We start from the raw sequence: 13043 nt of genomic DNA on the forward strand, positions 1-13043 counted from the left end.
CCCTTACAGCGTGGATTGCAGATGGCCGCCATCGACCACGAGCGAAGTGCCGGTCATGTAGGCCGACGCGTCCGAGGCGAGCAGCAACAGGGGCCCGTCCAGATCCTGCGGTCGGCCCAGGTGCCGCTGCGGGATGCGGCGCATCAGTGTCCGGCCGGCGTCCGTGGCGAAGAACTCGCGGTTCAGATCCGTTTCGATGTAGCCGGGAGCCAATGCGTTGACGCGGATGCCGTGGCGCGCCCATTCCAGGGCCAGCGCGCGCGTCATCTGTTCCAGCCCGGCTTTGGATACCGTGTACGGGAGCACGTTTCCGGCCACGCGATGGCCGAGGATCGAGGACACCAGAATGAGCGAGCCTGGACGTTGGGCGGCGACGAGCCGGTGCGCCACCTCGCTGACCGTGAGCCAGCAACCCTTCAGATTGACGGCAAGGACGCGGTCCCATTCTTCCGCGGACACGTCCAACGCGGGTTTATGAGTCGCGATGCCGGCTGCGCATACGGCGATGTCGATCACGCCCGCGTGTGTCTGCGCCTCGTCCAGCCCCCGGCGGATGCTGTCGGCGTCGGCCACGTCCATGGGTTGCGCCAGCGCCGTGATGCGCAGTGCCGCCAGGTCTTCGGCGAGCCGCACCAGCGCCTCGCGGTGGCGCCCCGCAAGGATGACGGTTGCTCCCGCCAGCCCCAGCGTGCGGGCGAAACGCGTCCCAAGGCCGCCCGAAGCACCGGTCACCAGCGCGGTCCTGCCTGCCAGGCTGAATCTGTCGTCCATACACTGACCCTCTCTCCTGGATTGAGTGTAGAGCGATCGTTCGATTTTCTCAATTTCAGGGCGCATCAATGCGCTACTATGGGCTTCAATCGGCGTCGCGCCAAGCGGCGCCTGCCATAGGAGCATCATCATGCAAGACATCGTCATCGTAGGGGCGTGCCGCACGGCCGTCGGGGATTTCGGTGGAGGCCTGAAAGACGTGCCCCCGTGCGAACTGGGCGAAACGGTGGTGCGCGCCGTGCTCGAACGTACGGGCGTGCCGGCGGCCGCTGTGGGCCACGTCGTCTTCGGCCACGTCATCAACACGGAACCTCGCGACATGTATCTGTCGCGCGTGGCAGCCTTGAACGCCGGCATTCCCGACAACGTGCCGGCGTTCAACGTGGATCGGCTGTGCGGCTCCGGCTTGCAAGCCATCGTGTCGGCGGCCCAGTGCCTGATGCTGGGGGACGCGGAGGTCGCGATCGGCGCCGGAGCCGAGAACATGAGCCGGGCGCCTTACGCGGCCGTGGGGCAGCGCTGGGGGTCGCGCATGGGCGATGCGCGCCTCATCGACATGATGACGGGCGCGCTGTCCGACCCGTTCGATCATTGCCACATGGGCGTCACGGCCGAAAACGTGGCCAAAAAATACGGCATCAGCCGCGAGGACCAGGACGCGCTGGCGCTGGAGTCCCATCGCCGCGCCGCCCATGCCATCGAGCAGGGTTACTTCAAGGAGCAGATCGTCCCGGTGGTGCGCCAGACCCGCAAGGGCGACGTGGTGTTCAATCGCGACGAACATGTACGGTCCGATGCCGACGAAAGCAGCTTCAGCAAGCTCAAGCCTGTGTTCCAGAAGGAGGGCGGGACCGTAACGGCCGGGAACGCGTCGGGCATCAACGATGCGGCGGCCGCGGTCTTGCTGATGACGGCGGACGCCGCCAAGGCGCGTGGCGTGAAGCCCATGGCGCGCCTGGTGTCGTACGGCCATGCGGGGGTCGATCCGAAGTACATGGGGATCGGCCCGGTCCCGGCCAGCCGCACGGCGCTCAAGCGGGCGGGGTTGTCGCTGGATCAAATGGACGTGATCGAAGCCAATGAAGCCTTCGCCGCGCAGGCCTGCGCCGTGGCCCGCGAACTGGGCTTCGACCCCGCAAAGGTCAATCCGAACGGGAGCGGCATCAGTCTGGGCCATCCGATCGGCGCCACGGGTGCCATCCTGACGGTCAAGGCGCTGTACGAGCTGCAGCGCACTCAGGGGCGCTATGCGCTGGTCACCATGTGCATCGGCGGCGGCCAGGGAATCGCGGCGGTTTACGAGCGGCTTTGATCGGCCGGGTTCAGGCCCGGCCGCCTTGGGATCCTCCGTTGGATCAGGGGATCCCTAGTGTCCCGAACGGGACACTAGCGCGTCCACGTCGATCTGGCCCTGGAACACCGTCGTGGCGGGGCCCTGCAGGCGCAGGGTTTCGCCGTCCCATTCGATCCTCAGCGTGCCGCCGTGGGTGTCCACGCGCACCGGGCTGTCCAGCAGCCCGCAACGGATGCCCGCAGCCGTAGCAGCACAGGCTCCCGTGCCGCAGGCCAGGGTTTCGCCGGCGCCGCGTTCATAGACCCGCAGACGGATATGGTGCCGGTCCAGCACCTGCATGAACCCCGCGTTGATCCGGTGCGCGAAACGCCGATGACTTTCGATGAGCGGCCCGATGCGACCAACCGGGTAGGCCTCGGTGTCCTCGACCTGGATGACGGCGTGGGGATTGGAGATCGCCACCAGCGAGCACCAGATGGGGGCCGGCTCGCCGTCCACGTCGAGTCCGTATTGCGTATCCTCGCCACGGGCGCGGGTGGGCAGGCCCTGCGGGTCGAACGCCACACGGTCGGGGGTGAACCCGGTGCGCCCCATGTCGACCGACACCTCGCCGTCGTCGGATTCGCTCAGCACAATGGTCCCGGTGGCAATCTCGGCACGCAGCGGATTGCGCGGTGACAAGCCCTGCTCGTGCACGAAGCGCACGAAGCATCGCGCGCCGTTGCCGCAGTGCTCCACCTCGCCGCCGTCCGCATTGAAGATGCGGTAGCGGAAGTCGGTATCGGGGCGGGTCGCCGGTTCCACCAGCAGGATCTGGTCGGCACCGACGCCGAAGTGCCGGTCAGCCAATGCGCGGGCGCGTTCAGGGGTCAGATCTATCGATTGCCGCACACCATCGAGCATGACGAAGTCATTGCCCGCTCCGTGCATCTTGGTGAACTTCCAGATCATGGATTGATATCCTCAATAAAATCCCGCTTCCCCTTCCGGCCGGGTCTTGAACCGGCGGTGTACCCAATAATACTGGGCGGGATCGCGGCGCACCTCCTGTTCGATCAGGACATTGAGCCGGGCCGTGGCGGCTTCGGGGGTGTCGTTTCCCGGGAAGTTGTCGACGGCTGGCCCGATGTCCACCCGATAGCGGCCGGTGTCGGGGTCCAGCCGGCTGATGATAGGGACCACGACAGCGCCCCAGGCCTTGGCGATTTGCGCGGCCGACAGCAGCGTGGCGGCGGGCACCCCGAAAAACGGAATGAACGCGCTGCCCTGGCGGCCGAAGTCCATGTCGGGCAGGTAGTACACCGGCGTTCCCTTGCGCAGATGGCGGATGAGTCCTCGCACCCCCGCGTGGCGGCTGACCAGGTGGACCTCGTTGAAGCGCCCGCGCCCCAGTCGCACGATTTCATCCACGTCGGCATCGCTTTGCTTCGTATAGAGCGTGGCGGATTCCTTCAGAAACAGCGTGAGCCGCGTTGCGGCGGCGTCCAGCGCGATGAAGTGCGGCGCGAACATCAGGATGGGCCGCTGCTGGTCCAGCAGGTCCTGGAGGAGCTGTTCGCCGTGCAGTGCCACGGTGCCCATGATTCGCGTGCGCGCGCCGAACCAGCACAGCCCCCGATCGACGAACGACTGGGCGAGCAGCCGGAAGTGCCGTCGTGCCATGGCGTCGCGTTCCTCGGGCGTTCGGTCGGGGAAGCAGCGATCCAGATTGACCCGCACGATGTGGGCGCGTGACCGCAGCAGCCGGGGCGTGAGCCATCCCAGCATGCGGCCCCAGCGCAGGCGGGTGCGGTCCGGGCAGCGTCCGAAATAGCCCAGCACGGCGCGCAGCAACGGTTTCTTGTCAAAGGCCATGGCGGAGATTTTAAGGTCTCGTCTCGTCCGGGTGGGGCGGTGCATCGTCCGGCCGCTTGTAGCGGTTATAGCTCCACAGATATTGTTCCGGAAAACGCCGGATCAGCGTTTCCATGGCGTGATTGATGGCGGCCGCCACTGCTTCCGTCGTGGGCGGCAATGGCTCGGGCAGCCGCAGGTAATGCATCCGCCAGCCGCGTCCGTGCGGCAGGCGCTCGCCGGCTGTCAGGATCACGGCCACGCCGGTTTGCAGCGCCAGGCGGGCGGCCAGGATCATGGTCAGCGCGGGACGCCCGAAGAATGGCAGCCAGAGGCCGTCGCCTTCGCGCGGGACCTGGTCGGGCAGCATGCCGACCGCTTCGCCGCGCTTGAGTGCGCGCACGAAGTCGCGCACGCCCTGGCGATTGGCGGGAACGGCTCGCAAATTGTGCATGTCGCGGGCGGATTCCACGATGGGGTCCAGCCGAGGGCTGCGCGAGGGCCGGAACATCACGGTGAGCGGCCCGTATCGGGTCAGGTGCCGGGCCGTGATCTCGAAGCACCCCAGGTGCGGAGTCAGGTAGAGCACGCCACGCTTTTCCGCAACGGCGTCCCGTACGATCGATTCCTCCTCGCTGCGCGTGCGCGCCAGGCACATGGGGGTGCGCCACCAGACCTTGGGAATCTCCAGGATCATGGCTCCCGATTCGGCCGCGGCGCGGCGGGCGAAGGCCGGGCTGTCGTATCCCGCCTGACGTGCGTTCTGTTGCAAACGGCGGCGATAGCGGCCCGGAAACACATAGACGAAGCGCCCGATGCACCGCCCCAGGGACTGGAGCCAGGAGAGCGGCAGGAAGGCCAATGAGCGCGCGAGAAGCAACAACATGGGGTGCGGAAAATCCCTGTCTGTCAAGATGGTTTCACCATGGAGCCGCCATTTTCGCTTAAAATGAGCGGGATCGCTGAGTTAACCGACAACTTGCGGAGCGATCTCCGTACCGGCATCGGTACGCCAAAAAATCCGCTAAAGCGTCGCGCCCCATCCGAGGTGCAACGCGAATCGTTCAACCTCGCACCGGGCGGCCCGGTGCATCTAAAGGACGCATCGCTGTGGCAAACAACGATTTTCTCTTCACCTCCGAATCAGTCTCCGAAGGTCACCCCGACAAGGTCGCTGACCAGATCTCCGACGCCATTCTCGACGCGTTGCTCGAACAGGACCCCAATTCCCGGGTTGCCGCCGAGACGCTCTGCAATACCGGGCTGGTCGTGCTGGCCGGTGAAATTACCACCCGCGCCAACGTCGATTACATCCAGGTCGCGCGTGACACCATCCGCCGCATCGGCTACGACAATACCGACTACGGCATTGACTACAAGGGCTGCGCGGTGCTGGTGGCCTATGACAAGCAGTCCCCCGACATCGCCCAGGGTGTGGACCGCACCCCCGAGGAAATCCTGAACCAGGGTGCCGGCGACCAGGGCCTCATGTTCGGCTATGCCTGCGACGAGACGCCCGACCTGATGCCCGCGCCCATCTGGTACGCCCACCGGATCGTGCAGCGGCAGTCCGAATTGCGCAAGGACGGCCGCCTGCCGTGGTTGCGCCCGGACGCCAAATCCCAGGTCACTTTCCGCTACCTCAACGGCAAGCCGGCCGAGGTCGACACGGTCGTGCTGTCCACCCAGCACCATCCCGACATTTCCCAGCCCGAAATCCGCGATGCGGTGATCGAGCACATCATCCGCCCCGTGTTTCCCGCCGGGCTGCTGACCGACCGTACGAAATTCCTGGTCAACCCCACGGGCAAGTTCGTGGTGGGCGGACCTCAGGGCGACTGCGGCCTCACCGGCCGCAAGATCATTGTGGATACCTACGGCGGCGCTTGCCCGCACGGCGGTGGCGCATTCTCCGGCAAGGACCCCTCAAAGGTCGACCGCTCGGCCGCCTATGCCGCCCGCTATGTGGCAAAGAACGTCGTGGCGGCCGGTCTGGCGCGCCAGTGCCAGATCCAGATCAGCTATGCGATCGGTGTGGCCGAGCCCATCAACATCACGGTCTACACCGAAGGCACGGGCGTGATCCCCGACGACCAGATTGCGCGTCTGGTGCGCGAGCACTTCGACCTGCGGCCGCGCGGCATCATTGAGATGCTCGACCTGCTGCGCCCCATCTACGCCAAGTCCGCCGCCTACGGTCATTTCGGCCGCAATGAGCCGGAATTCAGCTGGGAAGCGACCGACAAGATCCAGGTGCTGAAGGCTGCCGCCTGATCCACCGGTTCCAGGCCCATCGCGGCGGGGCAGCTTGTGGGCTGGCCCGCCGCTTCGTTTATAATGTCCGTCTTTTCCTGAGGGGCGCTGCACCGGCCCCGCCGCCCGTTTTCCGGGCGCTGCAGCGGGCCGCCAGGCTCAGGAACCTTCTTCATGAACGGCGCCCATCATTGCCCTGCGCGGGCGTGATGGGGTTGTTCATCATATCCGGCGCGGGCTCTACAGGAACGACATGAGCACTGCACACGATTACGCCGTTGCCGACATCACGCTGGCCGATTGGGGCCGCCGCGAGATCGCCATCGCGGAAACCGAAATGCCCGGCCTGATGGCCACCCGCGAGGAATACGCCGCGCAGCAGCCGCTGAAGGGCGCGCGCATTGCGGGCAGCATTCACATGACCATCCAGACGGCGGTCCTGATCGAGACGCTGAAGGCGCTGGGCGCCGAGGTCCGCTGGGCTTCCTGCAACATCTTCTCCACACAGGACCACGCAGCCGCCGCGATCGCCGCGGGCGGCTCCCCCGTGTTCGCCGTGAAGGGTGAATCGCTGGAAGACTACTGGCAGTACACGCACCGCCTCTTCGAATGGCCGGGTGAACCCGCCAACATGATCCTGGACGACGGTGGCGATGCGACCTTGCTGCTGCACCTGGGCGCGCGCGCCGAGACTGATATTTCGGTGCTCGCCCACCCGACCAGCGAAGAAGAACGCGTGCTCTTCGCCGCCATCAAGGCGCACCTGGCCAAGGACGCGAAGTGGTATTCCAGCCGCCTGTCGCACATCAAGGGCGTGACCGAGGAAACCACCACGGGCGTGCATCGCCTGTACCAGATGTCCAAGCGGGGCGAGCTCAAGATCCCCGCGATCAACGTCAACGATTCGGTCACCAAGTCCAAGTTCGACAACCTGTACGGCTGCCGCGAATCGCTGGTGGACGGCATCAAGCGCGCCACCGATGTGATGGTGGCCGGCAAGATCGCGGTGGTCTGCGGCTTCGGCGACGTGGGCAAGGGCTGCGCACAGGCACTGGCGGCTTTGCGGGCCCAGGTCTGGGTCACTGAGGCCGACCCCATCTGCGCCTTGCAGGCCGCGATGGAAGGCTATCGCGTCGTGGATCTGAGCGACGCCGGCGTGGTCGAGCAGGCTGACATCTTCGTCACTGCCACCGGCAACTTCCACGTGATCGGGCGGGATCATCTGTATCGCATGAAAGACCAGGCCATCGTCTGCAACATCGGGCACTTCGACAGCGAGATCGACGTGGCCTCGGTCGAAGACCTGCAGTGGGAGGAAATCAAGCCCCAGGTCGATCACATCATTTTCCCGGACGGCAAGCGCGTCATCCTGCTGGCCAAGGGCCGGCTGGTGAACCTGGGTTGCGCCACGGGCCATCCGTCCTTCGTGATGTCGGCGTCTTTCACCAACCAGACCATGGCGCAGATCGAGCTGTTCACGCGCGGCGGGCACTACACCACGGGCCAGGTCTACGTGCTGCCCAAACATCTGGATGAGAAGGTTGCCCGCCTGCATCTGAAGAAGCTGGGCGCGCGCCTGACGACCATGACGCAGAAGCAGGCCGATTACATCGGCGTCCCGGTCGAAGGCCCGTACAAGTCCGACATGTATCGTTATTGATCGTTCGGTGGCACACCCGCTGTTCTACTGGAGCCGTCCATGATGCTGCTACTCGTCTGGATCCTGAATGCCGTGGCCCTGTTGATCGTGGCCTACATCCTTCCCGGAATCACCGTGTCGTCCTTCGGCTCCGCGCTGATCGCGGCGTTGGTGCTGGGGCTGCTCAATGCGGTCGTCAAGCCGGTGCTGGTCCTGCTCACGCTGCCGCTTACGGTGGTCACGCTGGGGTTGTTCCTGTTCGTGCTCAATGCGCTCGTGTTCTGGCTGGCCGGCTCCATCCTGCGCGGTTTTCAGGTGGACGGCTTCTGGTGGGCCGTGATCGGTGCCATCGTCTACAGCATCGTGTCCACGGCGCTGACGGGGTTGCTGGTTTCATGACACCCTCGATGATCAGCCTGGAATACTATCCGCCGCGCGACATCGCCGCGCAGGAGCGCCTGGTGCGATCCGCCAAGCGCCTGTCCGCGCTGAATCCCGCCTACGTCAGCGTGACCTTCGGCGCGGGCGGCTCCACGCGCGCCGGCACTGTGGATACGGTGCAGATGCTGCAGACGCTGGGGGCCGAGGTCGCGCCCCACCTGTCCTGCATGGGGGCCAGCCGCGCGGATCTCCGGACCATTCTGGACGACTACCGCGCGCGCGGCATCCACCGCCTGGTGGCCCTGCGCGGGGACATGCCCTCCGGCATGGGCGGGGATACGGGTGATCTGCACCACGCCAGCGAACTGGTTGCCTTCGTGCGCGAGCACTATGGCGACCATTTTCACATCGAAGTCGCGGCCTATCCGGAAATGCACCCCCAGGCGCAGAGCAGCGAGCATGACCTGCAGCGTTTCGTGGACAAGGTCAACGCGGGGGCGAACGGCGCGATCACCCAGTATTTCTACAATCCGGACGCCTACTTCCATTTCGTCGATCGGGTGCGGGCCCGGGGTCTGGATGTTCCGATCACTCCCGGCATCATGCCCGTGACCAACTACACACAGTTGGCGCGGTTCTCCGAGATGTGCGGCGCGGAGATCCCGCGCTGGATGCGTTTGCGTCTCCAGGGTTTCGGTGACGACAAGGCCTCGATTCGCGCCTTTGGCGTGGACATGGTGACGCGGCTGGTGGCGCATCTGCTGGAGGGGGGCGCCCCGGGCGTGCATTTCTATACGCTGAACCATGCGGATGCCGTCGCGCAGATCTGCGCCAATCTGGGTGTGCGGTAAGCGGCAGCCGCACCGCCAGCACGGCGGCATGGTGGCCGCCACGCGGACGGCGGCTTACAGTTCGCGCGCCGGTACCGCCCAGCCCTTGTCCGTCAGGATGGAATCCAGCCGGACATCATGCGGTGCGGGCGCGTAGGATTGATCGGCCAGGTCTCCGCAGGCCCAGGCAACGCCCAGCGTGATGAATGAATGGCCCGCGGCCTTCAGTGCCGCCAGGGTGCGGTCATAGTAGCCGCCGCCGTATCCCACGCGGTCGCCCTGGCGTGTGTAGCCCAGGGTGGGAACCAGGATGATGTCCGGGGCATCTGCCTCGGGGCCGTCCGGCTCCTGGACCCCGTAGGGGCCGGGGCGCATGGGCGTGTCCAGATCCCAACGTCCGAACGCAAGCGGTTCGCCCTTGCCCGTCACGATGGGAAGGGAAACGGTCAGGGTTTCGTCCATGGCCCATTGCGCCAGCAGCGGCTGCAGCTCGGGTTCCTCGGCCATGGACCAGAACGCGGCGATGTGCCGGACATCGGGGCGGCCGGATTCGCGCAGGCGTGTGCGGTTGGAGGCCAGCCACGTGTAGAGCCGGCCCCGGATGAGCAGCCCGCCGCGTTCCCGCTCCTGGGGGGGCATCTGGCGGCGCAGCTTTTTCAGTCGCTCTCTCAGGGGGAGTGCGGTATCCTGTGCGTTCTGAATCATGGTGGGCCGTTTGCGAGTATCTGTATGGGGTTTCTGGACATTCTAAGGGATTGCGAGGTTTCCGGTCCGACCCCGTCGGCGGCCCCGAAGGTGCGCCGGCACACATTGATCTGGAGCTTGCTGGTGCTGACGCTTGGCCTGACGGGCTGCGCGGGCGCGCAAGCGCCCACCGCCGCCGAGCAGCAGGCCGGCGAGGCCCCTCGCGCGGCCGACACGGCGCCAACGGTGGCGGCGGTCGTTCCGGTCGCGCCTGCGACGGGGGTGGTGCCTGCCGCGCCTGCGGCGGTGCCCGCTCCACCCACCGTTCCGCCGGTCACGCCCTATGTGCCCCCCGTCGTTCCGCCTGCGGCACGCCAGGCCGTCCGGGACGCGTACGATGCCGTGCAGAAGAACCGCTGGTCCGACGTGGATGCGCTGGTGCCGGCCGCCACCGCGGACCCGGTCCTGGGTATGTATCCGCGCTACTGGTCGCTGCAGCATCAGCTCCAATTGGGCACCGCGCCCATCCCGCAGGCCGCCATGCAGCAGTTCCTGGCGGATTATCCGGGCACCTATCTCGCCAGCCAGCTCCGCGACCAGTGGATCATCGCAGCGGCGCGCAGCGGCGAATATGCCCAGGCCCTGCGCCTGAATCCCGGGCCGGATCCATCGTCGCGCGTGCAGTGCGCGCAGTTGCTGTCGCGCCATCTCACCGGCCAGAAGATCCGCGCCGCCGACTTCCTGAGCGCCTATCAGCCCAATACTGATTGCTGGGACCTGCTGGACCAGCTCGCGGCAAGCCATGTGCTGAGCCGCAAGGAGCTCAACGGACTGTTGCGCGACACGCTGGAGGCCGGCAAGGCGGCCCAGATCAACCGGGTGGCGGCTGCGGTGTTCGACGACGAGAGCATGGTTCAGTTCGTGTCGCTCATGAAGAACCCGCGCCGCTGGCTGGAATCGCGCGCCCAGCCGCACACCGCCACTGACTTCGAGCTGGCCGAGATTGCGCTGGCACGCCTGGCGCGCGGCGACGATCGTGCCGAGGCGGGGCAGTACATCCGGGATCATTGGGCTCGCTGGATACCGGCTGCCGACATGCAATGGATCTGGGGCCAGTTTGGCCTGGCCGCGGCTTTGAACGTGGATCCTGACGCTGCGCGCTGGTACCGCGATTCGGGCTACGTCCCCATGACCGATTTCAATCACGCCTGGGAAGTCCGGGCCGAACTGCGATCCTCGCCCATCCATTGGGACAGGGTGGCAGTGGCGATCCGCAAGATGACGGCCCGCCAGGCCGATGAGCCGGTCTGGCGCTATTGGTACGGGCGGGCGCTGGCGGCCCAGGGCAACCAGAAGGCGGCGCGCCAGTACTTCCAGTCCATCTCCACGGACTTGGGTTTCTACGGGCAGCTTGCGTCAGAGGCGCTCGGCAAGCCCTTGTATATGCCTCCTCAACCTGCTCCGGTAGCGCCAGGCTGGGTGTCGCAGGCCCGTCATAACCCTGGACTCGAGCGGGCGGTGGCGCTGTTCGAATTGGGGTGGCGCCGCCAGGCGGTCCCTGAATGGAACCACGCCCTGCGCGGAATGGGTGATGCGCAGCTGCGGGGCGCGGCCGAGTTCGCCCGCCAGCAGCAGATCTATGACCGCGTGGTCAACACCTCCCTGCTCACCAAGCACGTGGTGGATTTCAGCCAGCGATTCATCGCGCCCTTCGAGGGCCAGGTGGCCGCCAAGGCCCAACTGATCAACCTGGATCCCGCCTGGGTCTACGGCCTGATCCGCCAGGAGTCGCGTTTCATCACCGATGCGCGCTCGCATGTGGGGGCCTCCGGACTCATGCAGCTCATGCCGGCGACGGCGCGCTGGGTGGCGCGCAAGATCGGCATGACGAGCTTCCAGCCGTCCCAGGTCAATGACTTCGACACCAACACGGTGCTGGGCACCCACTATCTGAACATGGTCCTGCAGGACCTGGGCGGCTCGCAGTTGTTGGCGACCGCCGGTTACAACGCGGGGCCGGGCCGGCCCAAACGCTGGCGCGCAGCGCTTCAGGCGCCCGTGGAAGGCGCCATTTTCGCCGAGACCATTCCATTCACGGAAACCCGGCTCTATGTCAAGAACGTCCTGTCCAACGCGGTCTACTATGCCACCCTGTTTTCGGGGGAGCCGCATTCGCTGAAGGCCCGTCTTGGCACGATCAGCCCCTTGGCCGATACACGGACGGCATTGCCGTGACAGCGGCTGCCTCGGACAAGGCCACACTGGGTCTGGATGTCTACATCGTGGGCGGTGCGGTGCGCGACGATTTGCTCGGGCTCCCGGCAGGAGACCGCGACTGGGTGGTGGTAGGGTCCACGCCCGAAGCCATGGCAGCACGCGGGTTTACCCCGGTGGGCGGCGACTTCCCGGTATTCCTGCATCCGTGCACCCACGAGGAATACGCGCTGGCCCGCACGGAACGCAAGTCCGGCCGGGGATACCATGGCTTCACGTTCCATGCGGGGCAGGATGTCACCCTGGCTGACGACCTGTGCCGCCGCGACCTGACGATCAACGCCATTGCGCGGGCGGCTGACGGCACGCTGGTCGATCCGCTGGGCGGCGTGGCCGATATCCGTGCCCGCGTGCTGCGCCACGTGGGGGCCGCGTTCGTCGAAGACCCCGTACGCTTGCTGCGTCTGGCGCGCTTTGCGGCCCGGTTCCATGATTTCTCCATTGCCCCCGAGACGCTGGCGCTGTGCCGTACGCTGGTGCGCGACGGCGAAGTCGATGCGCTGGTGCCGGAGCGGGTCTGGCAGGAATTGGCCAAGGGCCTGACGACGGCGCACCCGTCGCGCATGATGGAAGTGCTGGCCTCTTGCGGCGCGCTCGAACGGGTAGCGCCCGGTCTGCTCTGGACTTCCGAAACGGCTGCCGAGCTCGACCGCGCCGCGGAGCGCGGCCTGGGGCTGGCGCAACGCTATGCGCTGCTGTGCCGCAGTTCCGATGCCAGCTTGCAGGAACACCTGCGCGCGCCGTCCGCTTGCCGCGATCTTGCCCGGCTCCTGCCTGGCCTGGTGCTGCGTCTGTCAGAGCTTGCACCGGACGCATCGGGCGGCGAGGCCGGCCGCCCGGCGGAATGGCTGGACGTGCTGGAATCCTGCGATGCGCTGCGTCGTCCCGATCGGTTCGAGGCGCTATTGGGTGCGGCCGCCTGTGTGCGCCGGGACGTGCGAGCCGATGTCTGGCTGGCCCGGCTGGCGACCGTGCGGTCGATCGATGCCGGCGCGATTGCACGATCCGCGGGCGGCGACCCGCAGCGCATCCGCGACAAGCTCAGAACCGCGCGGACGCTCGCGCTGGAGAAACTGGTTTGACC

Annotated in this window: 12 protein-coding genes and 1 riboswitch; of the genes, 7 read left to right on the forward strand and 5 right to left on the reverse strand. The window is 66.5% G+C overall.

The genetic code is table 11. From position 1 onward, the window contains the following. Window positions 1–3 precede the first annotated feature (3 nt). On the reverse strand, window positions 4–771 hold the full coding sequence (locus tag ACVCMJ_RS13295) for an SDR family NAD(P)-dependent oxidoreductase (RefSeq protein ID WP_447081873.1): 768 nt from the start codon (window positions 769–771) through the stop codon (window positions 4–6). 130 nt (window positions 772–901) lie between these two features. Between ACVCMJ_RS13295 and bktB the strand changes: the two genes are divergently transcribed. Further along, the gene (gene bktB, locus ACVCMJ_RS13300) at window positions 902–2083 is read left to right on the forward strand and encodes a beta-ketothiolase BktB (RefSeq protein WP_447081874.1); all 1182 of its coding nucleotides are present in this window, start codon (window positions 902–904) and stop codon (window positions 2081–2083) included. A gap of 54 nt (window positions 2084–2137) precedes the next feature. Here the strand turns inward: bktB and dapF are convergent, their stop codons facing one another. From dapF to ACVCMJ_RS13315, 3 genes are read right to left on the reverse strand one after another with little or no spacing between them, the layout of a single operon-like run. Then, window positions 2138–3016, reverse strand: coding sequence for a diaminopimelate epimerase (gene dapF, locus ACVCMJ_RS13305; protein WP_447081875.1), 879 nt, complete (start codon window positions 3014–3016; stop codon window positions 2138–2140). 12 nt (window positions 3017–3028) lie between these two features. Beyond that, on the reverse strand, window positions 3029–3919 hold the full coding sequence (locus ACVCMJ_RS13310; RefSeq protein WP_447081876.1) for a lysophospholipid acyltransferase family protein: 891 nt from the start codon (window positions 3917–3919) through the stop codon (window positions 3029–3031). Window positions 3920–3929: 10 nt separating this feature from the next. After that, the gene (locus ACVCMJ_RS13315; RefSeq protein ID WP_447081877.1) at window positions 3930–4784 is read right to left on the reverse strand and encodes a lysophospholipid acyltransferase family protein; all 855 of its coding nucleotides are present in this window, start codon (window positions 4782–4784) and stop codon (window positions 3930–3932) included. A gap of 224 nt (window positions 4785–5008) precedes the next feature. Here ACVCMJ_RS13315 and metK point away from each other — a divergent pair, with 224 nt between their 5' ends. From metK to metF, 4 genes are all read left to right on the forward strand, one after another. Next, window positions 5009–6172 carry a methionine adenosyltransferase gene (gene metK / locus ACVCMJ_RS13320; protein ID WP_447081878.1) on the forward strand — a complete coding sequence of 388 codons (1164 nt, stop codon included), beginning with the start codon at window positions 5009–5011 and terminating at the stop codon, window positions 6170–6172. Between the two features lie 73 nt (window positions 6173–6245). Further along, a riboswitch (S-adenosyl-L-homocysteine riboswitch) is annotated at window positions 6246–6345 on the forward strand. Window positions 6346–6404: 59 nt separating this feature from the next. Beyond that, entirely contained in the window at window positions 6405–7811 is a 1407-nt protein-coding gene (gene ahcY, locus ACVCMJ_RS13325) for an adenosylhomocysteinase (protein WP_447081879.1), read from the forward strand. A gap of 39 nt (window positions 7812–7850) precedes the next feature. Continuing rightward, on the forward strand, window positions 7851–8189 hold the full coding sequence (locus ACVCMJ_RS13330; RefSeq protein WP_447081880.1) for a phage holin family protein: 339 nt from the start codon (window positions 7851–7853) through the stop codon (window positions 8187–8189). Next, window positions 8186–9022, forward strand: a complete 837-nt coding sequence (gene metF / locus ACVCMJ_RS13335) for a methylenetetrahydrofolate reductase [NAD(P)H] (RefSeq protein ID WP_447081881.1) — start codon at window positions 8186–8188, stop codon at window positions 9020–9022. Before ACVCMJ_RS13330 ends, metF begins: the two co-directional genes overlap by 4 nt. A 54-nt stretch (window positions 9023–9076) precedes the next feature. Here the strand turns inward: metF and ACVCMJ_RS13340 are convergent, their stop codons facing one another. Next, complete coding sequence (locus ACVCMJ_RS13340) at window positions 9077–9706, reverse strand: 5-formyltetrahydrofolate cyclo-ligase (RefSeq protein WP_447081882.1); 630 nt, start codon at window positions 9704–9706, stop codon at window positions 9077–9079. 24 nt (window positions 9707–9730) lie between these two features. Between ACVCMJ_RS13340 and ACVCMJ_RS13345 the strand changes: the two genes are divergently transcribed. Beyond that, window positions 9731–11920, forward strand: coding sequence for a transglycosylase SLT domain-containing protein (locus ACVCMJ_RS13345; protein ID WP_447081883.1), 2190 nt, complete (start codon window positions 9731–9733; stop codon window positions 11918–11920). Beyond that, the gene (locus tag ACVCMJ_RS13350) at window positions 11917–13041 is read left to right on the forward strand and encodes a hypothetical protein (protein ID WP_447081884.1); all 1125 of its coding nucleotides are present in this window, start codon (window positions 11917–11919) and stop codon (window positions 13039–13041) included. The genes ACVCMJ_RS13345 and ACVCMJ_RS13350 overlap by 4 nt, the downstream gene beginning before the upstream one ends. Window positions 13042–13043 lie beyond the last annotated feature (2 nt).

Source organism: Castellaniella sp. UC4447_H14, from assembly GCF_052978285.1.

Coding starts and splice junctions, on each gene's coding strand:
- ACVCMJ_RS13295 (WP_447081873.1), bottom strand. CDS start 771: ATGGACGACAGATTCAGCCTGGCAGGCAGGACCGCGCTGGTGACCGGT.
- bktB (WP_447081874.1), top strand. CDS start 902: ATGCAAGACATCGTCATCGTAGGGGCGTGCCGCACGGCCGTCGGGGAT.
- dapF (WP_447081875.1), bottom strand. CDS start 3,016: ATGATCTGGAAGTTCACCAAGATGCACGGAGCGGGCAATGACTTCGTC.
- ACVCMJ_RS13310 (WP_447081876.1), bottom strand. CDS start 3,919: ATGGCCTTTGACAAGAAACCGTTGCTGCGCGCCGTGCTGGGCTATTTC.
- ACVCMJ_RS13315 (WP_447081877.1), bottom strand. CDS start 4,784: ATGTTGTTGCTTCTCGCGCGCTCATTGGCCTTCCTGCCGCTCTCCTGG.
- ahcY (WP_447081879.1), top strand. CDS start 6,405: ATGAGCACTGCACACGATTACGCCGTTGCCGACATCACGCTGGCCGAT.
- ACVCMJ_RS13330 (WP_447081880.1), top strand. CDS start 7,851: ATGATGCTGCTACTCGTCTGGATCCTGAATGCCGTGGCCCTGTTGATC.
- metF (WP_447081881.1), top strand. CDS start 8,186: ATGACACCCTCGATGATCAGCCTGGAATACTATCCGCCGCGCGACATC.
- ACVCMJ_RS13340 (WP_447081882.1), bottom strand. CDS start 9,706: ATGATTCAGAACGCACAGGATACCGCACTCCCCCTGAGAGAGCGACTG.
- ACVCMJ_RS13345 (WP_447081883.1), top strand. CDS start 9,731: ATGGGGTTTCTGGACATTCTAAGGGATTGCGAGGTTTCCGGTCCGACC.